The organism is Brevibacterium sp. FME17, assembly GCF_014897515.1.
GTDB lineage: Bacteria > Actinomycetota > Actinomycetes > Actinomycetales > Brevibacteriaceae > Brevibacterium.
In genome coordinates this window covers 1-25,878 of the sequence record NZ_JABUYD010000025.1, presented here as the reverse complement: position 1 = coordinate 25,878, position 25,878 = coordinate 1, and the positions used below count along the sequence as shown (strand labels likewise).

Below are 25,878 nucleotides of genomic sequence, written 5' to 3'. Positions count from 1 at the left end.
TCCCAGACTTCCACGACCGGCAAACAGCACAGGTCGAATGGACAGCCCTCGCTCCCCTGCTCTCGCACTCCCCCGTCATGCGTGTCTCCCGCGACGGAGGCAAGACCTACCCCCACAAATGGGTCCGCGAGCTCAACGCTGAAAAGCTCCTACCGATGCCGGCGGCCGTCCACCTCCACGACAAACACGGATGCGGCCGCGTCCTCGTCCTCGATCTCGACCAGGCCGCAGGCACCGTCGCCGACGATTACACCTCACTGACACACACTCTCGATTCCCTCGGTGCCATGTGGTTCGCAGACGCCTCACCTTCTGGCGGCCGTCACATCTACATTCCTCTCACCGACGCCGTCTCGCACACAGTTCTCGCCGACGTCGCACGCCGACTGGCAACGTTGTACCCCAGCATCGACCCCAGCCCTCACTACTCCGCCGACACAGGGTGCATCCGCCCCCCTGGCAGCGTGTGGAAACGCGGTGGCCATCAACGCCTCATCACCGATCTCAAAGACGCGATCGCGGCGACGGCCATCTGCAACCCCAACCACGTCCTCGACTCCCTCGTCGCCGATGTCCCGCCTCAACCTCTCCCCTCAGCTGAACCAAGTATCGACGTCGATGTCTCGGCCTATGTGCCCGAGGGCAATAGTCATCTCTCTCCCAGGCTCGCCACGATCGCCAGGACCGGCCTCTACGACACAAACCGGTACTCGTCCCCATCCGAGGCACGCCAAGCCGTAATCACTGGTGCCGTGCGCGCGGGACTGCCGCAGCTCGACGTCATCCGCCGGATCGAGACCGGCATCTGGCCAGGGCTCGCGGCCATGTACCGCCGCTACGCCACCGGCCAGCGCAAAGCTCTCGGCCGAGATTGGGCCAAGGCGCGCACGTGGCTGTCACAGCAGGGCTCGAAGAGTGTCCAGTCTGGCACCACTAGCCCTCAAGTCACAGGGGGGCGCCTCCCCACACCCTCCACCCACATGGCCCTCCGGCGGATCGAGCGGCACCTCACTCACACCGAACCCCCAGCCATGGATAGCTCGACTCGGAAACGCCGGTACCTCCTCCGTGCACTCCTCGCCGCGGCTCACCAGGAGGGCTCCCTCACGGTTGCCCGTGGCTGTCGGAGTCTGGCAATCGCGTCCGGGATCGACCACACGAAGATCCCCGCAACACTCAACGCCCTCTGCGCCGAGCCCCACCCCTTGGTGCGGAGAATCCAGGACGCCCAGGGCAAGAACGCTGCCGTCTACGAACTCCTCGCCCCTGATGAGTCCACTCCGGACGAGTCCCCCTGGGCAAAGGGACTGCCAGTGGAGGCGGTTCGTCCTGTATTCCGCATTCTGGGGCTCACAGCTGCCGACGTGTACGAAACGCTTGAGCTCTACCCCGGTCTCACAGGGCGCGGCCTCGCTCGTGCCACCGGCCACTCCCCCACAACGGTCCTCGATGCTCTCGCCCTTCTCCACAGTCACGGTCTCATCACAGCTAAGACGTCGGGCGGGAACACTGTGTGGAGTGTGACAAGCTCACAGATGCTCGTCGACGCCGCCGACCGCCTTGGCGCTACAGCCATCGTCGCCGCGCTCATCCTCCGCTACCGCACCGAGCGCCTGGCCTGGTGGGCATGGCTGGCCGAGCAGGCCAGGCGGAGGCAGACGGAATACATCAGTCACAACGATCTCCCCCCGCCTCTCTGGGAACCACACGGTTACGCGGCATAACACCACCAACAGGAAAGGACCGCAAATGGCTCGCCATCAGCCGCCCCGCAGGAGAGATATCAAGTATGCGCGTACCCCACCTCACCTCGCAGAAGGATGGTGGCGGCGTCCACGAACTTGGCTCCCCCGGATCGCCATGCGCTGGCAGACACTAAAGGTCTGGAAACGGTGGCTGAAAGTGAAGTACCCTCGGTCTGGAAAACTCCTGGACAGAGCAGTTCTGACTTTTCTCCTCCTATCCAGCCTTCTACTGCCGGCTGTTCTCAACCCTGTGGATTTTGCAGACCCGGCGACGTACCTGTTTGTCTGGGCCGGACTGATAATCGGAGCCGTGTACATCGGTGGATCGACGCTAATTCTCATGTGTGCAAGATGGTTTCGTAGAAGCCAAAATCCTCGTCGCAACCTAACCCTCTGGTTACAGGGCACACGCACCGTGGCTGTCGGAGGCGGAATTGCTGTACTTGCAGCTGCAATGGCGTTGGTCCCCACTGACCCCGTTCTCCTCTTCGTTGTATGGGTAGTTATTGCCGGGTTTCTCCAGCTCTGGGGCTCTTTGTTTATGGATGGCGCGTTCGCTCCCCCGGATCTCCAACCAGTCAGCGAAAAGGAACGCATTGATGCGGCCATCGCCTTGCAAAAGCTGATGTCAGAGGCGAATGCCACAATGACTAACAACAAGCGTTCAAAAAGATGAGACTTTTGAAAACATTCCCCGCGCTCTATACCGTCGGCGTTCTCCTACTTGTCTCCACCACTAGCTGCCAATTAGTGGAAGACGAGCCTCGGTCACAAACATCCGAAACTTCGCAACCCACTGTCAGCAAGGAAGTACACAGTGAACAGGTCTCCGTCGACAAAGTCATCGACGGAGACACCATCCGCGCCCATGTCGACGGTAGAAGCGAACGAATACGCTTACTTGGCATCGATGCTCCCGAACTCGGCCGAGACGGAGATCCTGATGAGCGATGCGCGCGCGAGGCCACACGGTTCCTCGACGACTGGATCGCCAACTCAACGGCCACCCTCAGGGCTGATCCACGTTCCCCCGAGCGCGACCAGTACGACCGGATCTTGGCCTACGTCGAGGCTGACGGCGTCGACGTAGGCCAGACCATGCTCGCTGAGGGCTTCGCCGACCTCTACACCGGCAACCAAGATCTCCTTCGTTGGAGCAACTACACCGACACATACCGGGACCGGGCCGAACCTCAATGCATCGATGGCACATCGCACTGATACCGGTTCGCAATCGAACCGCTATCAGTGCGCTATCGATAGAGCATCGATACGCTACTGAAACGATTCCAGTTACGAATCAGTTCGCATGTGGTAGTATACCGATATGATTACTACACTTGCTCAAGGCAAAGGCGGAGTTGGTAAATCCACACTCGCCATGAACTTCGCAATCGAGCTTCAAGGCCGAGGCTTCACCGTCGTAGTCGTCGACGCCGACCGCACGCTCGGCACCTCACGACTCTGGGCCGACGATCGAGCCAACGCAGGCCTCCCTGTGCTTCCTGTCGTTAGCGGAGAGGGCAACCTCGTCCAACTCGTCCAGAGCCTCGCAGGGCAATACGACCACGTCATCGTCGACGTCAAGGGCGGGGACACCACCGAACTGCGTACTGCCGTCGTTGCCAGCGACCTCCTCGTAGCACCAACATCAGGACAGCAGGCCGACCTTGACAGCATCGACCGCCTCTCAACATCTGTCGCGGCAGCCCGAGATCTCAACCCCGACCTGGACGTCCTCGTTGTCCTCAACCGAGTTTCACCACAAGGCAAGGCCAGTGAAGTCGAAGACGCGAAGGCTTACCTCTCCGAGTACCCGGAATTCCGTCTTGCAAGTACGGTCCTAGTCACAGCTAAGGCTTGGGACAAAGCGCGATCGGAAGGTAGGGGAGTGGTGGAGATCCCCGGTAAAGCCAAAGCCGCCATGCAAGTCCTAACGAACGAGATGCTTGGAGACGACCAATGACGAAGATCAGTCGCCGCAGCCGTGACATTGACCCCAAAGCTGTCGAGCAATTCGCAGGTGCCGCAGCAGAGAACCCAACTCCGGCACCTGAGCAATCGACACCCGCCGAGGTGCCCCTCGCACGGCCTGACCTCCCTATGCATAGGCAGCGAGCAAAGACCGGCACGAAGGGACCAGGCACTAGCTTTCGCTACAACAAGAGCCAAGGCCGCCTCCTTGACTATGCGGTCGAGATGGAAGACATGAAGAAGCAGGAACTCCTCGAATCCCTCGTCTGGCCAATCCTCGAAGAGAAATACGGCGATCAAGTCCCACTCGATGGCTGAGGTGAGATGAAGACGATGACCACTGGTCAGGACTGCGTTTCGATAAGATCCTGGCCTTGAAAGGAATGAACGCGGACCATGACGCAGGACAATGACTCGGCTTACAAGGCCGAATATGACCGGCACTGGAACCAGGCAGTTGAAATCCTGACTGCCGCCGTGCGACTCGAACACCCCAGGCATGGAACCGTCGACTTCGCCGACTTCCTCACAGCAGCGCTCCGAGCCACAGCGGCAAATCTTGGAGATCCACACGCCCTCACTGCCGGACGCCCTGGTTCATGGGAATCCGCGGCACTCAGCGAACTCGTCCACGGAACCATCGGATCGAACCCCACCATGTTCGACCTCGCCCAATTCCGGACCGAACCCATTCAGGTCACCCTCAATGTCGCAGAACTCGTTCTCGTCGAAGCAGGGTCTCCCGGTGCCCCCAAATCCCATGATGACGCCGTGTATGAAGCGGGGGACAACGACGACCTCGCAACCGGGATCTCTCATCAATACGTCGAGGCCTATAGCGACTACGCTGAGCGATTCACAGCAGCGGTCCAAGCCGAGGCTGGGAAGCATCCCGGACTTTTCGACCTCGTCACAGTCACCGTTGACACCAACATCACCACCACAGGCACCTTAGACGCCCCTGGCGTAGAGAACCCTATCGAAGGGGACAGTGACCCTCTCGTCTGGCACTTCTGGTCCACCGCGCGAGAGAACGTGGGCCTGCCAATGATCCAAAGGAGGTCATGATGCGACTGCCACGGATTATCATCACGCTTGCCTTTCTCATGATCATCATTGCCCTCATCTGTGACTGGGCCGGCATCTAGATTGAAGAAGTAGTTACCGAAATGAACCCCGGACACATCGACACGCCCCTCACCCGCGCCCAGACACGCATCGAGGACAGCTTCGCAACCATGGGAGGCATTACTATCTACCTCAGCGAGGAGGAGATAGCAGCGGACGAATGGCGCAAGCTGATGCGCATGGTTGCACATGGGCTCGGTCGACCAGTCGAGACCTTCGCAAGCGAGACAACCGTCGTCGGTGCTCTGAAAGACTGGCCGGCGACCGCGGAGGAACTGCGAAAGGCGAAAAGCAACCAACGACGAGGCATACAAGCACTCAACGATCCTCTATGAATCTCCCGAAGAATGCCTCCGACATGCTGATCCTCCCGACCAATCCACCACATCAGGTATGGCTTGCCGAGAACGGCGATATTCCGGGCCTCGTCGACCCCGACGCAGGTAGAAGACCACGCTGGCACGACCGCGACACTCTAAACTGGAAAGGCATCGGTGATGCCGTCGAAAGTGCTGGCAGGCGACTTATCGCCGGCGAGTTCTCCATGGACAAAGCTGGTGACTGCTCACTGACAATCAATCTTGAGCTCTATAGATTCTCCGTCGCCGAGGCCGAGACCGTGGACAGCTGGTTTGGAGTCGCCGGCCCTCTCGGCGATCCCGGCATCACGAAGCCCTCTGATGGTCGACATCGCCTGTGGAATGTGTGGAAACACAATCCCCACGCACTTCTACCCATCAATTCCGACGCGCTCACATCGTCCTCAAATAGCAGTGCCTTTGCGATCCTCAGATTGGCCCCGTTTCGCGCGCTCGATCGCAACCCCGCCTACCGCGACGCACTCAGAAAGGCGGCAACGTGAACCGCGAACCAACCAGTCAGCAAGCAGACCTTTCCACCGAGCTCGCACAAGCCGCGAGAGCCCTATCGGAGATCGAGCTTATTAGATCTCACCCCGCCGATATTCAAGCAGTGCTGCCGAATCTCCGAACGACCATTGACTCACTCAAGCAAGTTTCAGCCCAACTGAGTTGGTGGCACAGCCGGTCCATAAGAGACAATGACTCCGTCGCCGGCGTCGGAGCCGGCACCGCCGTTGAAGACGCAGCCGCACAACTCCTCGCCGCCTCACGGTTCCTCTCCGTAGCGCGAGACGCAGTAGGAGCTGCCGAGGAGGCCACCGGCGAGGTGCGATGGAAACGACGACGCTCAACACCTACGCCCCATACCGACCAATAAGGCGAGAGGCGTCGTCAAGACAGGCGCTTCCCCTGCCACCACACATCCTCAGGGGACAGCCATATACCCAATGTCGAGCACCGACGATCCTTGAGCTCAACATAGATAGCACCATCGAACCCTAGCCGCGTAGCGACCCCGTCCACGCCCTCCATCCCGTCACGCTCCCAAGCGATCCTGGCACGGACGGGAGCAGGTGGCCGGTTCTGAAATGAGGCACGAGCGGGGAGAGCATTGTTGATCTGCTGCCAGTACCGCCACGTCGCCGTACCCCAATCCTCATCACTCACAGCACAATCCTTGATAGCTAACCGCTAGCACTCCGCAATCACACCGATGGCGGTGCAATGTCAGTGTTGTCGACCCGTGGCCCACGCTCATGAGGAGACTCATGTTTCACCGGAGAAGCCGCTTCCTCATCCCGTCCGCTCATCGCACCACGGATCGCACGGAGATCCTTCGAGACCTCAGCCATCGCCGGCGACTGCTCACGTGTATCAGTGCCGCGACTTACTGCTGCACGAGTCCCGCGTCGAGCTTCCTCACCCAATGCTCGAATCTGTCGCAAGAGGTCACTACTGACCTGGCTCCCTTGCGTGAAGCCCCGACTATTGTTCGCGTCACCCCGGCTTGGTATCATGGATGCAGAAGCAACATCGGACTCCCGGTTCCCGAGTCTTAACTGACTGTCTGGCCCCAGAGTTGATGGCCCCCAGGTCTTTGCCGCGGCAGCCTGGGGGTGCTTCATATTCAACTGCTGACCATCTATAGCGTTGATCAGCGTCAGCTTCCCCTCATCGAGCGTCGGCTGGATGAACCGCGGATCATCCAAAGCAATGTTGCGCCGCACCGACCACGACATAACATCGGCAGCCCAGAGCAGAGGCTCCTGGCCCATCCGCCCATGTGTGAATGCCACGTCACGGGCGATCTCACCACGAGAACGCAAACTGTCAACGACCTTCAAATCGCGATTGTTCAGTTCAGGCTCCCGGTTGTTGTCCGCGACGATCGCACGTAGAGCGTTCTCGCCCGAGCCGCGCGTGAGTTCCCGAGTTAACTGCGCCAAACATCGCGACCGCGCTTGAGCCATCGACTGATCTGATCCGCCCATCGGCATCTGCACTGCGACAATATTCCAGTCTGACTCTTGGGTGATGTAGTCACTCATTTCGAGGATCGAGTCATACTGCTTGGACTTGAATGCCTCAGTCGTGTGCCAGTACCGCTCGCCGGCGATGTCGACGAGCCCTTCCCGCACCTGATCCATCGCCTCCCGCGGAAAGATCACCGACGCAAGCTGATAAAACGGCTGCTCCCTCGACCCACGGACGGGAGCACGCATCGACTCATCGAGAAAAGCCACCGACGGCCCCGGCGTCGTCGCATAGAACCGCGTCAAAGACGGCGAACGCAGGCTCGGACTCGACATGAATAGACCTCTCACATGACAACAGTCATTGCACCCTATACCAAGCCACAGACGCACCAGCAGGGCATGTTGAGACCGGAAACCTAAATCGCTGCCGGTCTAGGCTGGAACCAGCCCGAGGACTTGAGCGCGACGCACGGTTCCACTATCATTAGAAGCGTAACGCCCCGGTGACTATTCGAGCTTCACGGCTCGGACTCCCGGGGCAACAGTATTTTCAGGGGAGGGTGCGTGGACGCTGGTGCCGCGCCAGACGGCCTCGACGGTCTCCTCAGTCAAGCGCGCTTCGACCGATATCTGAATCGCTACAACGGCAACCGGACGTTGGCCCTGCGACTATACACATGGAACCTCGCAGCTTCTTCGGCGCTTTGGGGTCCGATCAACATCCTTGAGATCGCCGTGCGCAACGCCATTCACGATAAGCTGGTCGAGCGCACTGGCCGCGGCGACTGGTGGGCCGACACGAGAGTTCGCCTCTGCCGCAACGAGCAAGAAGCTATCAATTCTGCCGTCTCAACGCTGCAACGTCGTGGCACGCAAGACCCCAACAGTGACCAGATCGTCGCTGCCACGTCGTTCGGTCTCTGGGTTGGTCTCACCGGCGCTGGAATTGCCCGCGACCGCCTGCTCAGTTATGAGACGACGTTGTGGCAACCGCGCGTGCAGCACGCGTTCCCACACCGCGGCGATCGCCGGCGTAAGTACATTCATGCCTGCCTCGACGATATCCGGGTTCTACGCAACCGTATCGCTCATCATGAGCCGATCTACCGCTCTCCATTAGAGAACATCTACAACGACATTCTTGAGATCACGGCGATGATCCACCCTGATGCACGAGGCTTCATCGAATCGCACAGTCGGGCCCATGAAGTCATCGGACAGCAGCGTGATGCTCTGACCACAGGCGAGATTAAGTTCTGATTCGACGCCAAAGATGACATGCAAAGGCAGTCTCAAAATACGTCAACGATCATCGACAGGTTTGGGCAAGAGCCCTGAGCTGAGTCGGGCGGCTAGGTCCAGCCCGAGTGGATGTGAAGAAGCGTTTGTGAAATTCGTGGCGACGTCTTCCGAAACCGAAACTGAGACAGCAGGAGGACAACGACAGTGCATGCAACCAGCAAGGCAGCAGAGGATGCAACTCGGATGGCACCATGGAGAGTTGCTCGGGAGAGACCTGTCCCCTCGGCGGTTGAATTGATCCTTTCAACCGTGCCGGAATGGTTTGGACAATCAGACTCGAACGCTGAGTACATCGAAGCTGCGAAGACGCTAGAAACATGGACTGCCAGAACCGCGGATGAGTCAGTCATTGGGGTCACCCTCGTTGATCACCACTTTCCCGAATCAGCGGAGATTCATTTCACCGCAGTCGAGAAAGCTCATCACGGTCATGGCGTTGGCACATCGATGATGAGCGCAATCGAGACTGATCTTCGGCAACGAGGCGTGCAGTTGCTCACTGTCAAGACACTCGGCCCCTCACATTCTGACCCTGGGTACGCGCTGACCCGCAGGTTCTATCGCAAGCACGGGTTTATCCCGCTTGAGGAGACCTCGATCTGGGGTGAGGGGACTCCATGCTTGATCATGGTGAAACCACTGGGTGTCGAAACCCCTTCCGTGCAGGAGTAAGTCCAACTCGTAGACCTATACTCTGATGCCCTCCCGTGCCTGCAGCACGCGAAAAGTAGAGGCTTCACCATCGGTGTTGCAGGCAATCAGTTCTACGTGGTTCGGCTATTCCGTTGGATCTGTGGCGACGAGCTCGACCTTGAACCGCTCGACGTTGTCTAAGAATGCAGCGTAGTGCTCATCTCCGCCTGCCCACGGGTGACGATCCACGTAGAGCTGATTCCAGCCATTCTGCGGTGCCGCCTCCCACAGGCGATCTACGTTCTGCGTTGCACCCGCATGGAAAGCGAGGTGGTTGAGACCGGCATCACGGCGATCGTGGATTCCGTCCCGTGGAGCGCTGGCGACCACGATGTATGTCGATCCGTGCCGCCAGCTGCGGCCACCATTCCACTCTTGGTAAGGCGTGTACCCGAGGATGTCGAAAAGCCATGCCCAAGAGCCGACGGATGCCTCAAGGTCCGAGACTTGTATCTCAACGTGATGCAACGATCCGAAGTCACTCATCCCGTTATCTTCCCTGGACCCAGACCCGACAGCAACAAGAGGTGCCTTCCTGCCATTGCGGGGTTGAATTCGGTGTCGACTGACTGATCACTCGACCGTCCCAGTTCCTTGGTAGTGGGACATCGAAGACGAGCAGCCTCATCGATCGGGCGGTAGCGGTGAGATTCAGCGATAGATGGCGGTGTTTTTTCAACTTTTCGTGGCGGTACTGAGTTCACGATCTCCGCGTGCGGCTACGGACTACTCGGCGAAAAATGAGCGTCGAGACTCTCACGCCTTGCTCGATTGGCCAGCATCAGTCGTGAAAGTCTTCAGGCTCCCTCGGGATGCGTTTGGCCATGAGGCAGAACCTATTGCCTTCCGGATCGGCGAGGACGTACCAGCTCCCTGACGGAACTACGTCTGTTCGCTTCGCCCCCAGGGACAAGAGCCTCTCGAGCTCGTCCGCTTGACTACGGTCGGTCGGACACAGATCGAGATGCAGAGTTCCATTTGCGGGAGTATCGTCCGAACGCTCGAAGAGAATCGTCGGAGCATTCGACGCCCCAGAGATAGCGACCCCTGTTCCATCCTTGGCCGAAATTTCGTACCCGAGTGCTTCGCACCAAAATCGGCTCAACCGATCTGGGGCCTGGGCCTTGATTACGAGGTCCCCAATTCGACTGGTCATGGGCTCACCCTACTTGCCAGTGTCGGCACAAAGTCGCTCTGGACCACTCAACCAGACGCGTCACGTCTTCATCCGTACGGCCTTTGGCCCGCCGGTTTAGCGTCGCCGGGCGATAATGAGTCCGTCCCATCCCTTTTCGCCTACTGTCTGGAGTGCCGTACCGTCCAGCTCGGGATGGGCTGCAATATCTTCCGCGACAGCACGTACCCCTTGAACTCTAGGGTCAGCGCTAGCAGCGTCAGCGACAGCTCCGTTACGAACGACGTTGTCAATGACGATGACTGCACCAGAACGTGTGAGCTTCAGTGCAGCCGCGAGGTAGGCGGGGTTATTCGGCTTGTCAGCATCGATGAATACGAAGTCGAACGGTTCGGCTCCGTCGTAGATCAGTCGCTCTGCCGATTCCGTTGCAGGTCCGACGATCGTCTCTATTCGATGTGAAACGCCAGCGGCATGAAAATTTGCCTCAGCGACCGCAGCGTTGTGTGGTTCAAGTTCGAGCGTGACGACTTGTCCCTGCTCGCCGACTGCTCGTGCGAGCCAAATCGTTGAGTATCCCGCTAGCGTGCCAAACTCAAGTACACGTCGAGCACCAGCGATCTGGGCCAACAACTCTAGGAACGCACCCTGATTAGCTGCGACTTCGGCATTCGGCATTGTGGTCTCAACGCCCGAATCACGCGCTACGACTAGGGCACTGTCTTCCCCGACAAGAGTCGACGTGAAGTACCTATCGACTGCGCGCCAAGCGTCGCTCGCTTCATAACGGTTAACCGGTACAGATGGTTCGAATTCGTCCATGCGTCCATTCTTCCGCATCGGTCCGAGCCGACAGGCCCTTACCAGGGACCTCCGTGGAGGTCGATATCACCTTCCGGCCAGTCGGTGACCGTTCGGACGGCAGGGCAGATGAGGATTGGGGAAGAGTCAGACTCAACCATCTGTGAGGGGTCGAGTCGTGCAGTGTGCCTTTCCGTTGCTCGGATACGCGTCCACCCGGCAGATAGGTAGAACGGCACGACAGCAGAGCGACATCCGAGGTATCCAAAGGAAACTGCGGCGTCATTCCTCATGCACTCCTGGGCTCGGTCCATTAGCTGTAGTCCCAGGCCGGCTCCGCGAGCTGTATTGCTGACCAGTACACCGCCGGTGCCTGCAACCAGCACATCAATCTTCCCAACGGAGATCACTCGTTTCTGGAACCCGACATGTCCCACGACGTCATTACCCAATCTGGCGATTACATGGAAATCTGCCGGCGAATAGCCATAGGGGCGATCGGGGTCCCATTGCCCGTACTCAGGAAGATACTCAGAATCGAATAGTCCCCGGAGACGCGCCAGATCCGGCTGATCAAGGTCATGGTGTGCGACTACTTCGATGTTGACCGGCATGTAATTCATCGTCTCACTGTCGAGAGGCCTACGACTTTATAGACCATGTGCCAGTGTGCTTTGCACAGGTCCGTCTCCGTGGTGATCCTTGCACAAAGTTGGCCGCCACGTCAGGCGTCTGCGGACCCTTCACGATAGATCTTTGCTCTGGTTATCTTGTCGTTGACAAGATCGAACACGGCGATCAGGGCGGCTGACTTTGAAATACCTTCGTGCGTCCAATTCTCAGTCATTTCAATGGCAACTGCATTTTCCCCCTCGATTATGCGTCGAAGGTTGAGCTGTGGGGTGAGCGCCTTCATTGCGGAGGTGAAAAACTCGCGTAGTTGGCCCTTGGGGACGGTGTAGTCGCCGGTCACCCAATCGGCCAAAGGGTCAAAGTCTGCGAGTAGCGCGTCAACGTCTTGGTTGTTGAACGCCTCGATATGTCGATTCACCAGGTCTTGCGTGTGGCTCATGATGTCTCCCAGTCGATATTTTTACCACCATAGTCGAATCGACATCGGTGACAACGTGTGCAAAGTAGGCGGCTTCTTGACAACGAACTCAGCAGAGAAGTATGTCGTCGGCCACCGCTCAATAACGATCAATTCTTCGACATCGATCTCGCGTGCCGTGCGTCAACGTAGCCAAGCGGATCTCCGTGTAGCAAAACATATGCTCAAAACTGTTTCGTAGCATAACTTCCCCCTATACGTTTTTGCACATATTCGATAGAATGGAACTATCAAGATCCCACTGACGGAGGTAGCGATGACCGCGACAATGAATGACTTCACGCCACGTCAGATCGAAGTGTCCTCACGACAGCTCGCCCGTATGCGGTGGCGTCGCGAGATCGACCGCGCCCACCGCGGGGGAGAGCCGCCGGCCTCGATCGCCGAGCGATTCGATAGTTCTGTCAAGGAGATCGAGTCCGAGATCCGAATACTTGAGAACCGGCCCAACCAGATTGTGCGCCGCCCCAAAGAGATCATCCATGAGTATGTGGTGGGGGAGAGGTCACGCGATGACCTCATCAAGAACTTGAGCGACTGGCCCTACACCTACGGTGAACTCGGTGTCTCAGGCACTAACCCACTCTCGTCCGACGCGTGGAATCGCGGCACGTGGGACGACGTCACACACGCCGAGATGAACGGGCTCATCGACGAAGACGCCTTTAAGCAGATCGCCCGAGCTGCCGACCTTCCCGCGTCAGTTTTTCCCCAATGGGTGAACGGCTCCACCCGGAAGGAACCCGCAGCTTGAGAGCAGCTGTGGCCGCCGAGCTCGAAACACTACAACCCGTGCTCGCGGCACGAGCCCACGACATCACCCAAGCACTCCTGCCGTTCCGACACGAGATCCGAGAAGAATACGAACGCAACTTCCCCGCCGGAGAACACGACGGAGAAGCCGTCATCATCCTCACCGCTGGTGTCCCCGGCGCAGGAAAGTCCACACTGGTCAACACTCTCGATGACCGGGACTCCTACCGTGAGATCGACCCCGACGAATTCAAGAAGATCTGCCTGAACGTCGCCGACCGCGAGGGCCTGCTCGACGAATGGACTTCACGCACCCTCTCCGATGGCCAACAGATCCAACCCGGCGAACTCGCCACACTCGTTCACCGACTCTCCACCGACCTCGCTGACGGCCTCGAAAACGACTGCTTTGAGCAGCAAGAGAACTTCATTCGTCAGGGAACCTTCTCATGGGACGGCCTGCCCCCGTACTACCTCGACAGCCTCAGAGTCGTCGGCGGATACGAGGGCTACCAAGTGATGGCCGTCGAGATCGGCAAAGACAGGGCAGTCGAGCAAGCGGGGGACCGGTGGTGGCAAGCCCGAGTCGATGGCGACCCGCAAGCCCGGTATCTCTCACCGAGCGTCATCACTGACATGTACCCACCCCAAACAGACCGATACTCAACGTCGTTGTCGAATGCAGTCGACCTCATCAACCGGCCCGAATCCGCCGATTTCGACATTGCCCGTATCACCATCCTCGACCGGATCGACCCGGACCAGCCGGTCACCAAGGCTTACGACCACAACCCCGACCACGACCTCACTATCGACGAAATCCAGCGCGACGTTGACGTCGACCGAGCTGCCACTGAGCCCACGACTGGCCCTGAGCGTTCAACCGGCGAGTCCCTGCTCGATCAGATCAGGGAGATCCGTCGCCAAGTCGACGGGCTCCCCGCCACAGGGACCATCACCGGCGACGATGACACAGGAGCCCCACCCTCCGCGGCGATCGAACACAACCGGCCAGATCTCAACGTCGAACGCGGTGGTCAAGGAACCACGCTATGACTAGCCCCGTCACAACAGACAAAGCAGATCCGGGCACCAGGCATAACATCATCGGCTACGCCCGAGTCAGCACCCGCGACCAGAACCCGAAAGCGCAAGAAGCTGAGCTGTACGCTGCCGGTGCTGCCAAGGTCTACGTCGACCATGGTGAATCTTCGCGCATCACTGCACGCCCTCAATGGCTGGCCTGCCTCGACTACCTCCGCCCCGGCGACACCCTCGTCGTGCGCAAGCTCGATCGCCTCGCCGGGTCCGAGAGAATCCTCATCGAAATCCTGCACGAACTCGCCGACCGCGAGATCGACATCCGCTCTCTGACTGAACCAGCAATCGACACCACGACCCCGATGGGCCGCGCCCTCTATGGCATTGTCGCCGTCTTCGCGCAACTACGTGTCGACACCATCCGAGAGAACACCCGTCGCGGCCTCGAATACGCCCGAGCTCAAGGCCGTTATGGGGGACGCCCCAAAGCACTCACCCCGGCCAAGGTCAAAGAAGCTGTCGCATGGCGCGAACCCGACGAACACGGACGCCCCAAGAAGACCTACCAGGAGATCGCCGACCTTTTCGACGTCTCCCGACACACCATCATGAGAGCCATCAAAGAAGCCGAGAACCGCGATGGATAACCCATTCGGCGGCATCCGCCCACTCAGACCGCCCCTCCCGTGGTTCGACGCTCTCTACGACGCCCTGCTGCCGATCGGACTGACGACTCTCATCCTGACGATCGGCTTCATCGTCCTCGCAAATATCCTCCGCCTCAAGGATTACAAGACCGGGTTCTGGGCGTTCGCCGTATTCTTCGGCGTCGTCACTCTCGTCGCCGGCCTCTTGCTCCTCGTCTTCGCGGAACCACCGATCCTATGGTGACCGACGACCCCCGCTTCTGGTCACACGTCGTCAAAGGCGACGACCCTGGCGACTGCTGGATCTGGACCGGTGCCATCAGCGACGACGGATATGGCCGGTACTGGACAACAGCCGGCGGCCGCCAAAAGGTGCTGCGCCCACACCGCTACGCCTACCAACTCATCACCGGCCAAGTACCTCAGGGCCACGTCCTCCACCAGTGCGACTTCCCCTTATGCGTCCACGCCGACGTCGACAACAGCCTCTCCCACCTCAGAGAGGGTACTAACGCCGAGAACGTTGCCGACCGCGCTGACCGGAAACGTTCTGGCAATCAGCACACCTCCACCTCTATCGTCGGCGCACCGCGGCGAGCCCGTTACGAACTCATGACCGAGATCCGCGACTGGGTCAAAGCCAACGGTTACGACCGCGAACGCATCGCCGCCCTGATTGCCGGCTATGACCCCGATGCCCCCACGCTGTTCTGACTTACGTCGATGACATCAGCCGTTCTGCGGTTTGCGATCGCTCTTCGTGGGGAAAGTAACCCCTAGATCGAGAAGATTATCAACGGTCAACACCGGGCCGTCCATGATGGCGTCGAGCAAGGCTTCCTGCTGATGTTCAAGGTGGACCAGCCACGTCAGAGTCGCCAGGAGCGTGTGGAACTCGCGTGACCACTCACTGGACCACTCCATAGGGACGATCTTGTCCAGATCAGAGGACTTCCTGCCAGCAGGGGTGCGTTTTCGGTATCCGAACCAGGAATGAATGACGTTTTTTGATCCGACTTCGTAGTCCCAGACGCGAGGGTCGACGTCTCTCCACTCTCCCGTCCCCAAAGAGAGGGTTCTGCTGGGCGCGTGATAAGAAATTGAATCCGGCACAGGCGTCTTTTGGACACTCACCTCGTATCGAGGGAGCGACACCACGTCACTTGCATCGAGTACTGACTCACCATCGCCGGGTGCAAATCCGTGGTGCCCGTCAGTGTGCAACCACAGAATTTTCTTCCCCATGGCAATTACTTCGTGGCGAAGCGAATCATCTCGCGTAATTGGGATGCGGATACCCCCACGACGAATATCTTCGGCAAACTGGTTTATATATCCCGCGTGCCCGACGACGCCGGCTACGTATGCCACCCACTCGTCTGCGCTGAGAGACAATGCTTCACAGAGTCCTACCGCTACATTCGGGGCACCATTAGGGTGATAGAGCGGGAATGCCCGGCCACCTCGGTTGTTGAAGTAGTCCATATCGGGGATAAGTTCAGAGAACATCAGACCCGGACCGCTGCCCGGAAAATGGGCGTGCTGCTCAACGATGAAGAGTTGGGAGCTGCCGACTGCACGTGCTCTCCAGAGGTCAGGAACTGGCCTGTGGAGCAAACGGCTGTCTGCAATGAGTTTTTGCCGGTCGAACGACCTATAACCAATTGGAACTATCGCCGGCTTGTCAGCAGGCCATTCCAAAGCATCGAAAGCCACATGTGTGTCTTGCTCAGTGTCCTCACCAGGCAGTGGAGCAGCGGCTCTATCGATTTTGGTAGTTTCAGTTTCTCGGAAGAGTTTTCGCTTTTCGTCCCTGTCTGTCTCCATTACAGCGTTGGACCAGCGATCCTCTAGCGTCGAGGAAGAAGGGCTATAAACCCACTTCTTGTTCGCTTTAACCCCTGGTGAAGGCCAGACGAATAGCTCTGAGACAGTCGGCAATGGACGCCACATCTCACTCGGTGGTGGTGTGAATTGTTCAGACCATTCGGTATCCGCGACCTCGAAGTGAGGATCGTCCAAGGACAGGCGAGCGAGGGCATCGAACTTCTCTTGCTTAGTTCCATGCAGGTCGATGTAGCGAATATCCGATGGTGTTTCAAGGTTGTTGGCCTCGTCCCTGAGGAACAATGCTATGGCTACCGGAGTCTCGATGTTGAAGACAGCATTTTTCGCCGGTGGCTGCTTACCCTCTGGGGTGAGATTAATGATCCACCCGCGGGACGTATTGCGACGAATATATTCGCGCATACCCGCGAATCCTGGCCCCTTGAGATAGCCAGTCGCGGTGATAAAACACGTGATCCCCGTCGTCGATCCCGGCGTGCTCTCGAAGACCTTCCACATTGCCCACCGCCAGAAGTAGACGTAAAGGTTTTTCAACACATATTCAGTGCGCCCGTTCCCTGGTTGTTTGAAGTCATTAGCAAGCGCATGGCTGTTTTTGAGCCCGTTGCCGCTTTCGACCCATCCCCCCTTTCCTTTAGCTTTATCGTCATAGGGCGGGTTGCCGATGCAGACCTGAATGTCGGTGTTGAGCTTCACCTTGTTTGCTTTGTGCCGTTGCTCTGCGAGCAACTGCAACGTATACGACAGCTTTTTGGTTTCTGTGGCCGAAGGATCTTCAAGAGTGTCGGCCACGAATAGGTTGAGTCCACCTTCGGGGAGTGAGCCTCCCAACTCGGATACTGCTTGGGACACCCTCAACTCTGCTACCGAGAACGGACCCGATTGGAGCTCAATGCCATATAAACGCTCTGCCATGTTGCTGACGGCGTCGGCTGCCGCCCCGGCACCGTACTTCCCGTTTTGTTCAGCCACTCTTCGAAGCACCGAAAGCGGATATGTCCCGGTTCCCATCGCCGGATCAATGACTGAAACAGATTCGTCAGAGAACCCCTGGGGGCGGTTCAAATAGGTACGGAGTGCTTGGTCGGTGAGGTTCACCATCCCATCGACGATTTCGACGGGAGTGTAGTACGAACCAGTGTTTTCTCTCCGCTGTGCGTCGTAGAGGGTGAGGAAGTGCTCGTATAGGTGCAGGTAGATGTCCGATCGCCCTTGCGCGATTCGCCTCCACTGCGTTGCTGAAAGTGCGCGAGTGATCGTTTCAATCGTCGTTGCTGTTGCCGAATGTTCGATGTGCTCCGTGAGGAGATCCAGGGATCGCCCGAGGAGAGTGTGGTTACCCCGCAGCTCCTGTGCAATGTCGGCGATGTTCTTCCCGGATAGATCTTGTCCCTCGGAGAGCGCAATCACCAGGGAGAAGACGACTGTCTGTGCAAAACCGTCAGCAAACTCTTCATCTGTCGAGCGAGGATAAAGCATCGCCTGCCAGTCGTCCTTCAATCCCAGGAACGGAGACAAAATGGACTGCTCTGAGCGTTTCTGCCGCTTGCGTTCATCCTTGAGGGCAGCAAGAACGTCTTCGCGCAGGAGAGAGGCCAGCGGTGCGATCGTCGTGATCAGCTTATTCACCGTATAAATCGGTGAAGGTTCCCACGTCAAGAATGCGCGAAGCATCCCCTCAAAATTCGAGGTGAAGTCGGCGTATCCTCGATGCTTCTTGATATCGGCAGTATGAAAACGCGCGGGTGACTCGGTCACCATCTCCCCATACCGCCACAGACGCCACTCTTTGCCATTGGTATGAAGAAGATTGGGGATGTTCTTCAACCGCTGCCACTGCACACCATTGTGAGTGGTCTTTCCATAAGTATCAGGATCGAGGCTCGTCTCCGGAGCTTTGAGCTCCACATGACCCGTAATCAGGTGTTTCACCCTCACGCCGAAATCAGGGCGCACCGAACCATCATCGAACGGAACCTCTCGATGGATAGTCGCAACAGTCCCCATGAGCTCCTGAGAGAACTCTTCAATCAGACCAGCCACGGGCTGCGATATTTGCGCTTCCGGCTGACCGGGGCCAACTGTGCTCTCACGAAGCCGATCCGCATACCTATTGAGAAGTTCCTGAAAAGTCGCCGTCATGCCCCTAAACTACCTTGAAAGTCACTCTCATCTAACAAGGCGCGAGAGGCCGGTCAGCAGTCCCATTCGGACTCGAACATGAGCCAATCCTCAAGGGTTTTCGAGTTGCGCGATAGTCCCTTCACCCGGCGTGAAATTTCGTCGACCGCTGCCATACTCAATTCGATGTCGAGGAAGTCTTTAGCATGGCTCGCATGGCGCACGAGGCCGTTGACAGAACCTTCTTTGAGAACATTCGAGTAGCTGATCACCCGGCACCCCCTGGGCACCGCGCAGTTCAGCATCACCTCACGCTGATGGCAAGATGCCACGACCAGCAGCTCGGTCTTTCCACTGCGCAGATTCAGGTCGCGCGGAGGAAGGGAGACAAATTTTTCAGGCTCATCGCTAGCCGCAACACAGACCTCCCCAGATGGTTCTTCGCTCCCGTTGAGTGGGGGATCGCCATGAATGTCTAACGTCAGATACCTGTACTCACGGAGCTTAGGCAGCGTTTTTTGAGTTCGGCTTCGTTCCTGACGAAGAAAACATCATCCTCGACAGTGAAATCGTCCCCGCGGCTTCTTGCTTCTGCTTCGGCTTGAGTGCCCAAGTACTTTGGGTTGTCGGGGTCATAGAGGTCATTGCGCAGATCCTTGCACAGAGGAACCAGCAACAGTGCGTGATCAGCCATAGCAAAAGTATAGCCATCGGCATTGACCCCCCGGCACGTACTAGTTAGACTATAACTAACACACAAACCACCAGCCAGACCAGGAGCCGGACGCTATGACCGTCTATATGTTCATCGATATCGACAACGACGACCACGAAGCCCCGTATGACAGTGAAACCGACACCCCTGACGATGTTATCGACAGACTCGGATTCAAGAACGCACCCGACGGCGTCAAAGACGCCTTGAGAGAGATCGTCAACCACGTCGCTGTCGGCCAGGACGATAAGATCCTCGACTCTCTCAACTTGCTCGGCCTCGAAGTCTACGACCAGGAACACCCCGAAGGTCTCTTCGACTACCGAGGCCACACAGACTAGTCCGGAATAAGCGATGTGGCGGCCGCAAACGCGACCGCCACATCTACACAAACCACCAACTGGCACGAAGCCAATCGGTGTTGCCGGGTACCACCCCGACACCACCAGGATACCAACCATTCAACCGCTCAAAGGACCAGCAATGCCTACCGGACCCCAGTACTCAGATGAGATGATGGCCCGACGCCAGAGAGTTAACTTCTCCGTCGACCCGGCTGCTATGAAACACGCAGCCGGCGCATGGAAATGGGCCTATGAAAACCACGTCACCGACGAGGCTACCTTCACCGACTGGATCAACCGCACCCTCACGGCTCACCCCGACGCCACCGATGAGGCCGAATCGGCTAAGAAGCAAGGCCGCATGTTCTGGATCGATCGTGCCAAGGCCGAGCTCCTGCCAGCACCGGGGGAGACCCCTAGCCGCTCAGAAGTCTTCCGCGCAGCCGTCGCGGCCGGGATTGCAGAGATAGAGGCCGAGGCCGGTAGTCGCGGTGAGGCGATCCCGATCATCGACCGGCTGCCCTCGAAGGTCTACCGCAACTGACGCCGGTGCCCACCGCCGACATGCCCCCGTAGCCATCGACTGAGAAGGAACCATGAACGTCGAAGAAGTCCGCGAACTAATCTACGAATCCAAAACGTGGCTGAAATCTGATCCAGCCAATCCGGGCCAGCCGACAGCGGCTCCCGATGATCTCATTAACCGTCTGTCTAGAGCCCTTGAGGCAACACTGCCGGCGCTCTATGCCGACTGCCACCTGTCCCGTGCGAATCTGGCTGACTATCTCGGCCTCGCAGATGAAAAATACCTTGAGCTGGTCCGCCTCCCCGCCCCGGACGCTCACGAGGGGTGGAGGCCGGAGACTATCGCCTCCTGGGACCGAACCCGAACCAAGCGCGAAATCACCCAAGCCGAGTACGAGGCAGTCTCGAAGGAGTGAATCCCGCAAGGCTAAGACTGTAAAGCTATGGTGCGCGGTCAGTCGGATGGCACGGGCAGAGACGGGATGAAGCTGCCATCGCGCACGGTTGGGCCTTGACCGTGTCCTCGCCGAGGTGGCCGGGGGAAGATCCGCACACAAAAACGTTGCAGAAAAAGCGAGAAACCTCTTGTGCCACAACCCTAGATTAGTTAGACTATAACTAACACAAGCCACCAACCACAGGAGTTCACCACCATGGACCTCGACCCCATCATCACCGCCATCATCACCGGATTCCGAAAGCGTGCCGACCGGATCTACCCGCTCCGCGCGGCACTGCCCACCATGACGGCTAGCTTCTCCCTCGGCGAATCCCGATCCGTCCTCGACGGCATCGACAGCCGAATCGAGGAGCTGGCAAGCAGTCTCTTCCCCTGGCCCGAGATTGACCCTTTCGGTGAACACGAGATCTCCGCCGACCTCCAATGCGACCCCACAATCGACGAAGCAGAATTCGCCCACCGCATCGCCGAGTACAGGAAGCGCACCTCCGCCGACTTCGAGCGCGAAACCAAGACCGCCCTCGCCTACCGAGACGCCGCCAAGCCCGCCGTCCTGGCCATGGTCACGGACTTTGCCATGCACGCCACCGCCGCTGATCTCGACAGCGACCTCTACAACCGCCTCAACAATCTCCTCGCCGAAGTCGGCCTCAGCCGCATCGCCGAACTTAACGACCATCACCGCCACCGCGCCCTCGCCGTCATCGCCGCACGGTAGAGAAGCCCCAGAGCGACCGTCCGGCCCTACGTAGGTCACCCCGTAGGGCCGGACGGCACCACCACGCAAACCACCAACCACAGGAGACGATCACCATGGCCCAGAACACCATCGACGGACAGCTCGACATCTTCGCCGTCATCGACGCCGCCGACCGCGAGGAACGCGCCGGAGACCTCCCCATCCACTTCACCACCGACCCAACACTGACCCCCGACGACCTCGAAGCCGCCTTCCAGGTCTGGATCGACCGCAATGGACGCATGGGATGCTTGCCAGACAGCCACATGTGGCACCGCGCTATTGTCGGCCCCTACGGAAACCGTGGACCACACCCGGCCTACGCCCTCACCGCCGACCTCCGCTGTAAGCACTACTGGCGCGAACCCTGCTTGTGCCCCGGCGACCTCGTCGACCGCATCTACTGCTCCGACTGCCAATGGTGGACCGGCATCTACACCAAAGCCTCCACTGCCGCGGTCGAATACCTCGACCACTGCTGGCCGGGGTGGCGCGACCTGCCAGTCCTGGCGGAGTCGAAACCGGAGAAGCCCATTAAGATCCCCAAGAACTACCCCGAGGAATGGAACATCCCCGGAGCCCCGATCCTCATCGATGGCGGCCCCGACCGCCTCGCCGCAGTCTGGGGACGATCCCCACTCGGAGGCTACGACGTTTCTCTCCCCGCGATCGACTGACCATCGGCAGGCCAAACCACAGCCAAGAAGGAAAGGTTTGGCCTGCTGCTCGGTTGAGTCTCGACCGTGGCCTTGCCAGTGAAGCCGGGGGAGACCCGCGCGAAAAAGTTCCCAGAAATCCTAGAAAACAATTGCGCCACAGCCCTCGATTAGTTAGACTATAACTAACACAAGCCACCAATCACAGGAGTTGAGCCCGATGACCGCAACCACCATCACCCCCGAGAGCCGGAAGCACTTCGTCTTCCTCTTTGACCTCGGCGTCGAATACTTCAACACCTGCATCGCCGGAGACCCTCGTGAAGCCGTCAGAAGCCTTGAATACCCTGCCAGTGTCTACCACGCATTGCATGCCAAGCTCTCCGCGGTCGTCCACTCCGATGCCGAACTAACCGCCGATAACTTCGCCTTCGAAGGCCGCGAACTCCTCGGCGAACTCGTTGAGATGGGCGCAGTCGACTTCGACTACATGTTCGAAACGAAACCTGCCACGATCCGCGAACGCTACACCACCGCCTTCGGCGAAGACCCCGAAGACACCGCCAGTCTCGACACGATCCACACCGAGAGCGTAAGCGCGGCCCACTCCATCTCATTCGGCCACTAAAAAGCTCCACAGCGACCGTCCGGCCCTGCGCAGGCCCACCCCGCAGGGCCGGACGGCACCAACACAAACCACCAACGCAAGGAGCCACCATGGACGACTACACCGCCGACGGATCAATCTGGATCAACGCCGGAGGCATGATCACCTGCCTCAACCACGGAGGCGGCTACCTCCAAACCGCTGTCAAGAACGGCGAAGGCCCACGCATCATCACCCCGCTCGATGACTGGGAGCACTTCACCGCCGAGGTGGCCGCTGAACATGGCCACAAGTGCGAATCCTGCACCTTCTACCGCTGAACCACCACACAAACCACCAACCACAGGAGCCACCCATGACACTGCGCCCCGAAGCCCGACTAACCCAAGCCATCGTCTCCGCCGAAGATCTGCCCACCCTGGCCAACCTCTACGCCACCTGCCATACCGACGCACGCCAAGACGGCACCCGTACCGCCCAAAACATCATGCTCGGAGTCCGACAGGCACTCATCAGCAAGGTCCGCCACGAAATCAAACACGCACCCACCACCTCGCTCGAAGCACTCATCCGCGACTGCTACGACCGCCACGACTGGCAGATCCCCGAATCCAGCCTCGACGACGTCGTCGTCGACGTCTGCAACAAAGTCCTCGAAGACCGCTACGACCTCGCCGACGTCCTCGACGAAATCTCCGCGACCATGCCCTACGCAATGCCTATCGCCGAGGTCAACCGGCGGTTCGTCGATGCCACATTCGGCATCATCGCATTCCGAAAGTGAGGCACCCATGACACTCAACATCTGCCGCTGGTGCGGCGAAGAGTTCCCGCCCCACCCCAACGAATCACCCAGCCACTACCGCCGCCGACCCTGCCAAGTCGCAACCCAAAACCACCAGCGCAGCCGTCGACGTTGAACCTCAATTCGCCGCTGTGCTGCCGTGCCAAAAACGGGCACGGCAGCACAGCGGAAACAAGCTCGATACGGGATGAAGTGGCAGGCGTGTTCGGTTGAATCTCGACCGTGTCCTCGACAACGCGGCAGGGAGATCCGCGCGAGAAAATTCCCGAAACACTCATGAATCCCTTGCGCCACCTGCCTAGATTAGTTAGACTATAACTAACACAAACCACCAACCACAGGAGTCGACCATGAGTATCAGGGAACTAGTTGTACTGACCGGGGACATTGGTTGACGCGGGCGACAGGTCCCGAGGATCTCCCTCGCGTGGTAGGCATCGGCTCAGATACACGGATGCCGTGAGGAGTCCCCTGGAGCTCGCGTCGAGATTCTGACGCCATTCGTCCAGTTGAGCGAGGGCGGCCGACGCGTTGCCATGGTGATGGATCTGGTCGATCGCTGAGGCGATCCTCGCCAAGGGGAAGCTTCCTTGGCGTAGGAGTACGGCCACACGGGCGTCGAGGACGTCGTCCTTTGTGTATTCGCGGTGCCCGTTCGAGTGTCGGCGTGGTTGCATGATGCCGGCCTCTTCCCATCCGCGCAGCGTCGCCGGGGTGACGCCGACGTGTCGCGCGAGTTCGCCGACGGTATAGGTGGCGGCAGGTGTCGGAGGCGTCGAATCAGGGAGGTTGGCAGCGCGGAGGACGGCCTCGAGTTCCCTCACTGTGTCACGCCCTGCCGCGAGCTGCGCGTGGGCCTGGTCTAAGGCCTCGAGGGCATCGCCCGGACGACCGCCTGTGACCGCCGTCATTATCGGAATCGCCCCCTGATGTCCGATGGCGCGAGCCAGGGTCGTGAACGCGAGCAGCTGATCAAGATGACCCTGGTCATACACGCGATACCCAGACAGTGTGCGTCGCGAGGCAGCGATGACCCCCTGCGCCTCGTAGTTGCGCACTGTCTGCGCCGACAGCCCGGCCGCACGGGCGAGATCGACGGGCCTGAAGCCGCGACCAGCGTTTGAGGGTTTTGCGACTGACTCAGTGGGCAACTGGACCACAACCTTTCATCGGTCCTTCAAAGTTACGATGAATGAGTATGACTACCAACCCAAAACCTGTCGGCCGCGTTCAGCGCACCCCAGACTTTGGCCTGTCCATGGAGGACCTGCGCGCGGTGGCGGCGTTCAACCTGGCATGTGCGCTGCAGGTCATCGATCTCTTCGAAGCGGTGCAGCCGCATGACCCGCGCCCACGTGATGCGTTGGCCGCGGCGGAGGGCTTCGTGCGCGGTGGGCCGCGGTCTCGTGCACAGCGCATCGGTGCTCCTGCTGCCCATCGAGCCTCCAAGGAGGTCAGCGGTGCTGCCTCGCATGCAGCGATGGCAGCCGGCGACGCGGCGGCGTCGGCCTATCTTCACCCGCTCGCCGACGCCTCCCAAGTCGGCCACATCCTCCGCGGTCCATCACATTGCGTGCTGGCGCTGGAGGCGCGAGCTGTCGAACCGTTCACGCGTGCGGCCGCCGTTGCCGCAGTTCTGGAACAGTCCACGCCTGCCGTAGTCGAGGTGCTGTGCCGCTACCCGCGTGCGGCGACGAGAGATCGAGCGACCGCTGACGTGATGTCGTTTCTGGATGTCCAGCTTCGGAAGTCGGTGAGCCGATGAGGACGCCTGACGAACAGCGCACGTGCCAGCCCGACATCCCTGTGATCGCAGCTGGGCGGCGGCACTCCGTCGGGGTTCGCCACGACGGCAGAGTGCTCGCCGCCGGGAGGCTTGACGCACCGGAGTGCGCTGTGAGCGATTGGCGCAACCTAGTCGCCGTGGCGGCCGGTAACGTTCACGTCGCAAGAAACACTGGGCGCTCACACACTGTCGGCCTGCGCGCCGACGGGACGGCGGTGGCGACCGGATGGAACGGCGACGGGCAGTGCGACGTAGCCAGTTGGAACACGGTGGTGAACATCGCTGCCGGGTGGCGTCGCACCCTCGGGGTGCTGGCGGACGGGACCGTGAACGCCGTCGGGCGGCGCAGCGAAGGAGCATGCGAGGTCGGCCAGTGGCGCGACATCACCGCCGTGGCTACCGGGGACTGGCACTCCGTCGGTCTTCATGGCGACGGAACCGTGGTGGCGACGGGGAACAACCATCGTGGTCAATGCGACGTCGCGCACTGGCGACACGTTCGAGGCATCGCCGCGGGCTACCTGCACACCACCGCCGTCACTCACGACGGAGAGGTGCTCACCACCGGCGACGTCCGAGGCGGCCTCGCCGAGGCTGCCCACTG

Annotated in this window: 36 protein-coding genes; 25 read left to right on the top strand and 11 right to left on the bottom strand. The window is 59.4% G+C overall.

The features are described from left to right. The first annotated feature begins 77 nt into the window (after nucleotides 1–77). The 8 genes from INT40_RS17515 (at nucleotide 78) to INT40_RS17480 (ending at nucleotide 5,709) form a co-directional block, all read left to right on the top strand. The gene (locus tag INT40_RS17515; RefSeq protein WP_193096612.1) at nucleotides 78–1,724 is read left to right on the top strand and encodes a hypothetical protein; all 1,647 of its coding nucleotides are present in this window, start codon (nucleotides 78–80) and stop codon (nucleotides 1,722–1,724) included. A gap of 136 nt (nucleotides 1,725–1,860) precedes the next feature. Then, the gene (locus INT40_RS17510; RefSeq protein ID WP_193096611.1) at nucleotides 1,861–2,421 is read left to right on the top strand and encodes a hypothetical protein; all 561 of its coding nucleotides are present in this window, start codon (nucleotides 1,861–1,863) and stop codon (nucleotides 2,419–2,421) included. Further along, nucleotides 2,418–2,966, top strand: a complete 549-nt coding sequence (locus INT40_RS17505) for a thermonuclease family protein (RefSeq protein WP_193096610.1) — start codon at nucleotides 2,418–2,420, stop codon at nucleotides 2,964–2,966. Before INT40_RS17510 ends, INT40_RS17505 begins: the two co-directional genes overlap by 4 nt. Before the next feature lie 106 nt (nucleotides 2,967–3,072). Then, on the top strand, nucleotides 3,073–3,711 hold the full coding sequence (locus tag INT40_RS17500) for an AAA family ATPase (RefSeq protein ID WP_193096609.1): 639 nt from the start codon (nucleotides 3,073–3,075) through the stop codon (nucleotides 3,709–3,711). Further along, nucleotides 3,708–4,037, top strand: coding sequence for a hypothetical protein (locus INT40_RS17495; RefSeq protein WP_193096608.1), 330 nt, complete (start codon nucleotides 3,708–3,710; stop codon nucleotides 4,035–4,037). Before INT40_RS17500 ends, INT40_RS17495 begins: the two co-directional genes overlap by 4 nt. A 78-nt stretch (nucleotides 4,038–4,115) precedes the next feature. Beyond that, nucleotides 4,116–4,787 carry a hypothetical protein gene (locus INT40_RS17490; protein WP_193096607.1) on the top strand — a complete coding sequence of 224 codons (672 nt, stop codon included), beginning with the start codon at nucleotides 4,116–4,118 and terminating at the stop codon, nucleotides 4,785–4,787. Nucleotides 4,788–4,888: 101 nt separating this feature from the next. After that, the gene (locus INT40_RS17485) at nucleotides 4,889–5,182 is read left to right on the top strand and encodes a hypothetical protein (protein WP_193096606.1); all 294 of its coding nucleotides are present in this window, start codon (nucleotides 4,889–4,891) and stop codon (nucleotides 5,180–5,182) included. Beyond that, nucleotides 5,179–5,709, top strand: coding sequence for a hypothetical protein (locus INT40_RS17480; RefSeq protein WP_193096605.1), 531 nt, complete (start codon nucleotides 5,179–5,181; stop codon nucleotides 5,707–5,709). The genes INT40_RS17485 and INT40_RS17480 overlap by 4 nt, the downstream gene beginning before the upstream one ends. Nucleotides 5,710–6,100: 391 nt before the next feature. Here the strand turns inward: INT40_RS17480 and INT40_RS17475 are convergent, their stop codons facing one another. Next, on the bottom strand, nucleotides 6,101–6,376 hold the full coding sequence (locus INT40_RS17475) for a hypothetical protein (protein WP_193096604.1): 276 nt from the start codon (nucleotides 6,374–6,376) through the stop codon (nucleotides 6,101–6,103). A 38-nt stretch (nucleotides 6,377–6,414) separates the two neighbouring features. Then, nucleotides 6,415–7,518 (bottom strand): hypothetical protein, encoded by a 1,104-nt coding sequence (locus INT40_RS17470; RefSeq protein ID WP_193096603.1) that lies wholly within the window; start codon nucleotides 7,516–7,518, stop codon nucleotides 6,415–6,417. Nucleotides 7,519–7,749: 231 nt separating this feature from the next. Between INT40_RS17470 and INT40_RS17465 the strand changes: the two genes are divergently transcribed. Both INT40_RS17465 and INT40_RS17460 read left to right on the top strand, forming a co-directional pair. Continuing rightward, on the top strand, nucleotides 7,750–8,445 hold the full coding sequence (locus tag INT40_RS17465) for a hypothetical protein (RefSeq protein WP_193096602.1): 696 nt from the start codon (nucleotides 7,750–7,752) through the stop codon (nucleotides 8,443–8,445). A gap of 225 nt (nucleotides 8,446–8,670) precedes the next feature. Next, the gene (locus tag INT40_RS17460) at nucleotides 8,671–9,159 is read left to right on the top strand and encodes a GNAT family N-acetyltransferase (protein ID WP_193096639.1); all 489 of its coding nucleotides are present in this window, start codon (nucleotides 8,671–8,673) and stop codon (nucleotides 9,157–9,159) included. 105 nt (nucleotides 9,160–9,264) lie between these two features. On the opposite strand, the gene INT40_RS17455 is transcribed toward INT40_RS17460, so the two are convergent. The 5 genes from INT40_RS17455 to INT40_RS17435 form a co-directional block, all read right to left on the bottom strand. Further along, nucleotides 9,265–9,666 carry a VOC family protein gene (locus INT40_RS17455; protein ID WP_193096601.1) on the bottom strand — a complete coding sequence of 134 codons (402 nt, stop codon included), beginning with the start codon at nucleotides 9,664–9,666 and terminating at the stop codon, nucleotides 9,265–9,267. A 295-nt stretch (nucleotides 9,667–9,961) separates the two neighbouring features. After that, complete coding sequence (locus INT40_RS17450; protein ID WP_193096600.1) at nucleotides 9,962–10,336, bottom strand: VOC family protein; 375 nt, start codon at nucleotides 10,334–10,336, stop codon at nucleotides 9,962–9,964. 96 nt (nucleotides 10,337–10,432) lie between these two features. Beyond that, a complete protein-coding gene (locus INT40_RS17445) occupies nucleotides 10,433–11,137 on the bottom strand; it encodes an O-methyltransferase (protein ID WP_193096599.1) in 705 nt (234 codons plus the stop codon). 38 nt (nucleotides 11,138–11,175) lie between these two features. Beyond that, a complete protein-coding gene (locus INT40_RS17440; protein ID WP_193096598.1) occupies nucleotides 11,176–11,730 on the bottom strand; it encodes a GNAT family N-acetyltransferase in 555 nt (184 codons plus the stop codon). Nucleotides 11,731–11,840: 110 nt separating this feature from the next. Next, nucleotides 11,841–12,188 carry a nuclear transport factor 2 family protein gene (locus INT40_RS17435; RefSeq protein WP_193096597.1) on the bottom strand — a complete coding sequence of 116 codons (348 nt, stop codon included), beginning with the start codon at nucleotides 12,186–12,188 and terminating at the stop codon, nucleotides 11,841–11,843. Nucleotides 12,189–12,483: 295 nt separating this feature from the next. On the opposite strand from INT40_RS17435, the gene INT40_RS17430 reads away from it, so the two are divergent. Genes INT40_RS17430 through INT40_RS17410 form a run of 5 tightly spaced genes read left to right on the top strand, consistent with a single transcriptional unit; the run spans nucleotide 12,484 to nucleotide 15,382 of the window. Next, nucleotides 12,484–12,981, top strand: a complete 498-nt coding sequence (locus INT40_RS17430; RefSeq protein ID WP_193096596.1) for a hypothetical protein — start codon at nucleotides 12,484–12,486, stop codon at nucleotides 12,979–12,981. Then, on the top strand, nucleotides 12,978–14,036 hold the full coding sequence (locus tag INT40_RS17425; RefSeq protein ID WP_193096595.1) for a zeta toxin family protein: 1,059 nt from the start codon (nucleotides 12,978–12,980) through the stop codon (nucleotides 14,034–14,036). Before INT40_RS17430 ends, INT40_RS17425 begins: the two co-directional genes overlap by 4 nt. Next, nucleotides 14,033–14,668, top strand: coding sequence for a recombinase family protein (locus INT40_RS17420; RefSeq protein ID WP_193096594.1), 636 nt, complete (start codon nucleotides 14,033–14,035; stop codon nucleotides 14,666–14,668). Before INT40_RS17425 ends, INT40_RS17420 begins: the two co-directional genes overlap by 4 nt. Continuing rightward, a complete protein-coding gene (locus INT40_RS17415; RefSeq protein ID WP_193096593.1) occupies nucleotides 14,661–14,912 on the top strand; it encodes a hypothetical protein in 252 nt (83 codons plus the stop codon). The genes INT40_RS17420 and INT40_RS17415 overlap by 8 nt, the downstream gene beginning before the upstream one ends. Further along, nucleotides 14,906–15,382: a hypothetical protein gene (locus INT40_RS17410; RefSeq protein WP_193096592.1), complete on the top strand. Its 477-nt coding sequence runs from the start codon at nucleotides 14,906–14,908 to the stop codon at nucleotides 15,380–15,382. Before INT40_RS17415 ends, INT40_RS17410 begins: the two co-directional genes overlap by 7 nt. 15 nt (nucleotides 15,383–15,397) lie before the next feature. On the opposite strand, the gene INT40_RS17405 is transcribed toward INT40_RS17410, so the two are convergent. From INT40_RS17405 to INT40_RS17395, 3 genes are all read right to left on the bottom strand, one after another. Beyond that, on the bottom strand, nucleotides 15,398–18,658 hold the full coding sequence (locus INT40_RS17405) for a type ISP restriction/modification enzyme (protein WP_193096591.1): 3,261 nt from the start codon (nucleotides 18,656–18,658) through the stop codon (nucleotides 15,398–15,400). Between the two features lie 53 nt (nucleotides 18,659–18,711). Further along, nucleotides 18,712–18,909, bottom strand: coding sequence for a hypothetical protein (locus INT40_RS17400; RefSeq protein ID WP_193096590.1), 198 nt, complete (start codon nucleotides 18,907–18,909; stop codon nucleotides 18,712–18,714). A gap of 209 nt (nucleotides 18,910–19,118) precedes the next feature. Then, a complete protein-coding gene (locus INT40_RS17395) occupies nucleotides 19,119–19,331 on the bottom strand; it encodes a hypothetical protein (RefSeq protein WP_193096589.1) in 213 nt (70 codons plus the stop codon). A 95-nt stretch (nucleotides 19,332–19,426) separates the two neighbouring features. Here INT40_RS17395 and INT40_RS17390 point away from each other — a divergent pair, with 95 nt between their 5' ends. The 8 genes from INT40_RS17390 to INT40_RS17355 all read left to right on the top strand — a co-directional run bounded on the left by INT40_RS17390 (nucleotide 19,427) and on the right by INT40_RS17355 (nucleotide 23,467). Further along, nucleotides 19,427–19,693 carry a hypothetical protein gene (locus INT40_RS17390; protein ID WP_193096588.1) on the top strand — a complete coding sequence of 89 codons (267 nt, stop codon included), beginning with the start codon at nucleotides 19,427–19,429 and terminating at the stop codon, nucleotides 19,691–19,693. A 142-nt stretch (nucleotides 19,694–19,835) separates the two neighbouring features. Beyond that, a complete protein-coding gene (locus tag INT40_RS17385) occupies nucleotides 19,836–20,240 on the top strand; it encodes a hypothetical protein (protein ID WP_193096587.1) in 405 nt (134 codons plus the stop codon). A 52-nt stretch (nucleotides 20,241–20,292) separates the two neighbouring features. Next, nucleotides 20,293–20,637, top strand: a complete 345-nt coding sequence (locus INT40_RS17380; RefSeq protein WP_193096586.1) for a hypothetical protein — start codon at nucleotides 20,293–20,295, stop codon at nucleotides 20,635–20,637. Between the two features lie 237 nt (nucleotides 20,638–20,874). Further along, nucleotides 20,875–21,399 carry a hypothetical protein gene (locus tag INT40_RS17375; protein ID WP_193096585.1) on the top strand — a complete coding sequence of 175 codons (525 nt, stop codon included), beginning with the start codon at nucleotides 20,875–20,877 and terminating at the stop codon, nucleotides 21,397–21,399. A gap of 95 nt (nucleotides 21,400–21,494) precedes the next feature. Continuing rightward, nucleotides 21,495–22,097: a DUF6349 family protein gene (locus tag INT40_RS17370; protein WP_193096584.1), complete on the top strand. Its 603-nt coding sequence runs from the start codon at nucleotides 21,495–21,497 to the stop codon at nucleotides 22,095–22,097. Nucleotides 22,098–22,296: 199 nt separating this feature from the next. Then, complete coding sequence (locus tag INT40_RS17365) at nucleotides 22,297–22,704, top strand: hypothetical protein (RefSeq protein WP_193096583.1); 408 nt, start codon at nucleotides 22,297–22,299, stop codon at nucleotides 22,702–22,704. Nucleotides 22,705–22,793: 89 nt separating this feature from the next. Then, nucleotides 22,794–23,003: a hypothetical protein gene (locus tag INT40_RS17360; RefSeq protein ID WP_193096582.1), complete on the top strand. Its 210-nt coding sequence runs from the start codon at nucleotides 22,794–22,796 to the stop codon at nucleotides 23,001–23,003. Between the two features lie 35 nt (nucleotides 23,004–23,038). Next, nucleotides 23,039–23,467, top strand: coding sequence for a hypothetical protein (locus INT40_RS17355; RefSeq protein ID WP_193096581.1), 429 nt, complete (start codon nucleotides 23,039–23,041; stop codon nucleotides 23,465–23,467). A gap of 386 nt (nucleotides 23,468–23,853) precedes the next feature. Here INT40_RS17355 and INT40_RS17350 read toward each other — a convergent pair whose 3' ends face one another. After that, nucleotides 23,854–24,639, bottom strand: coding sequence for a MerR family transcriptional regulator (locus INT40_RS17350; protein ID WP_193096580.1), 786 nt, complete (start codon nucleotides 24,637–24,639; stop codon nucleotides 23,854–23,856). A gap of 47 nt (nucleotides 24,640–24,686) precedes the next feature. On the opposite strand from INT40_RS17350, the gene INT40_RS17345 reads away from it, so the two are divergent. Together INT40_RS17345 and INT40_RS17340 are read left to right on the top strand one after the other, a co-directional pair. Beyond that, nucleotides 24,687–25,253, top strand: coding sequence for a putative immunity protein (locus tag INT40_RS17345; RefSeq protein WP_193096579.1), 567 nt, complete (start codon nucleotides 24,687–24,689; stop codon nucleotides 25,251–25,253). Then, a partial coding sequence (locus INT40_RS17340) for a chromosome condensation regulator (protein ID WP_193096578.1) occupies nucleotides 25,250–25,878 on the top strand: 629 nt, incomplete at its 3' end. The genes INT40_RS17345 and INT40_RS17340, both read left to right, overlap by 4 nt.

Excerpts from the sequence above, each read along its gene's own strand:
- INT40_RS17470 (WP_193096603.1), bottom strand. The coding sequence starts at position 7,518 with ATGTCGAGTCCGAGCCTGCGTTCGCCGTCTTTGACGCGGTTCTATGCG.
- INT40_RS17410 (WP_193096592.1), top strand. The coding sequence starts at position 14,906 with ATGGTGACCGACGACCCCCGCTTCTGGTCACACGTCGTCAAAGGCGAC.
- INT40_RS17510 (WP_193096611.1), top strand. The coding sequence starts at position 1,861 with ATGCGCTGGCAGACACTAAAGGTCTGGAAACGGTGGCTGAAAGTGAAG.
- INT40_RS17375 (WP_193096585.1), top strand. The coding sequence starts at position 20,875 with ATGGACCTCGACCCCATCATCACCGCCATCATCACCGGATTCCGAAAG.
- INT40_RS17500 (WP_193096609.1), top strand. The coding sequence starts at position 3,073 with ATGATTACTACACTTGCTCAAGGCAAAGGCGGAGTTGGTAAATCCACA.
- INT40_RS17420 (WP_193096594.1), top strand. The coding sequence starts at position 14,033 with ATGACTAGCCCCGTCACAACAGACAAAGCAGATCCGGGCACCAGGCAT.
- INT40_RS17395 (WP_193096589.1), bottom strand. The coding sequence starts at position 19,331 with ATGGCTGATCACGCACTGTTGCTGGTTCCTCTGTGCAAGGATCTGCGC.
- INT40_RS17360 (WP_193096582.1), top strand. The coding sequence starts at position 22,794 with ATGGACGACTACACCGCCGACGGATCAATCTGGATCAACGCCGGAGGC.
- INT40_RS17405 (WP_193096591.1), bottom strand. The coding sequence starts at position 18,658 with ATGACGGCGACTTTTCAGGAACTTCTCAATAGGTATGCGGATCGGCTT.
- INT40_RS17345 (WP_193096579.1), top strand. The coding sequence starts at position 24,687 with ATGACTACCAACCCAAAACCTGTCGGCCGCGTTCAGCGCACCCCAGAC.
- INT40_RS17390 (WP_193096588.1), top strand. The coding sequence starts at position 19,427 with ATGACCGTCTATATGTTCATCGATATCGACAACGACGACCACGAAGCC.
- INT40_RS17450 (WP_193096600.1), bottom strand. The coding sequence starts at position 10,336 with ATGACCAGTCGAATTGGGGACCTCGTAATCAAGGCCCAGGCCCCAGAT.
- INT40_RS17430 (WP_193096596.1), top strand. The coding sequence starts at position 12,484 with ATGACCGCGACAATGAATGACTTCACGCCACGTCAGATCGAAGTGTCC.
- INT40_RS17355 (WP_193096581.1), top strand. The coding sequence starts at position 23,039 with ATGACACTGCGCCCCGAAGCCCGACTAACCCAAGCCATCGTCTCCGCC.
- INT40_RS17380 (WP_193096586.1), top strand. The coding sequence starts at position 20,293 with ATGAACGTCGAAGAAGTCCGCGAACTAATCTACGAATCCAAAACGTGG.
- INT40_RS17490 (WP_193096607.1), top strand. The coding sequence starts at position 4,116 with ATGACGCAGGACAATGACTCGGCTTACAAGGCCGAATATGACCGGCAC.
- INT40_RS17445 (WP_193096599.1), bottom strand. The coding sequence starts at position 11,137 with ATGGACGAATTCGAACCATCTGTACCGGTTAACCGTTATGAAGCGAGC.
- INT40_RS17485 (WP_193096606.1), top strand. The coding sequence starts at position 4,889 with ATGAACCCCGGACACATCGACACGCCCCTCACCCGCGCCCAGACACGC.
- INT40_RS17370 (WP_193096584.1), top strand. The coding sequence starts at position 21,495 with ATGGCCCAGAACACCATCGACGGACAGCTCGACATCTTCGCCGTCATC.
- INT40_RS17440 (WP_193096598.1), bottom strand. The coding sequence starts at position 11,730 with ATGCCGGTCAACATCGAAGTAGTCGCACACCATGACCTTGATCAGCCG.
- INT40_RS17385 (WP_193096587.1), top strand. The coding sequence starts at position 19,836 with ATGCCTACCGGACCCCAGTACTCAGATGAGATGATGGCCCGACGCCAG.
- INT40_RS17435 (WP_193096597.1), bottom strand. The coding sequence starts at position 12,188 with ATGAGCCACACGCAAGACCTGGTGAATCGACATATCGAGGCGTTCAAC.
- INT40_RS17365 (WP_193096583.1), top strand. The coding sequence starts at position 22,297 with ATGACCGCAACCACCATCACCCCCGAGAGCCGGAAGCACTTCGTCTTC.
- INT40_RS17460 (WP_193096639.1), top strand. The coding sequence starts at position 8,671 with ATGGCACCATGGAGAGTTGCTCGGGAGAGACCTGTCCCCTCGGCGGTT.
- INT40_RS17480 (WP_193096605.1), top strand. The coding sequence starts at position 5,179 with ATGAATCTCCCGAAGAATGCCTCCGACATGCTGATCCTCCCGACCAAT.
- INT40_RS17415 (WP_193096593.1), top strand. The coding sequence starts at position 14,661 with ATGGATAACCCATTCGGCGGCATCCGCCCACTCAGACCGCCCCTCCCG.
- INT40_RS17495 (WP_193096608.1), top strand. The coding sequence starts at position 3,708 with ATGACGAAGATCAGTCGCCGCAGCCGTGACATTGACCCCAAAGCTGTC.
- INT40_RS17515 (WP_193096612.1), top strand. The coding sequence starts at position 78 with ATGCGTGTCTCCCGCGACGGAGGCAAGACCTACCCCCACAAATGGGTC.
- INT40_RS17505 (WP_193096610.1), top strand. The coding sequence starts at position 2,418 with ATGAGACTTTTGAAAACATTCCCCGCGCTCTATACCGTCGGCGTTCTC.
- INT40_RS17455 (WP_193096601.1), bottom strand. The coding sequence starts at position 9,666 with ATGAGTGACTTCGGATCGTTGCATCACGTTGAGATACAAGTCTCGGAC.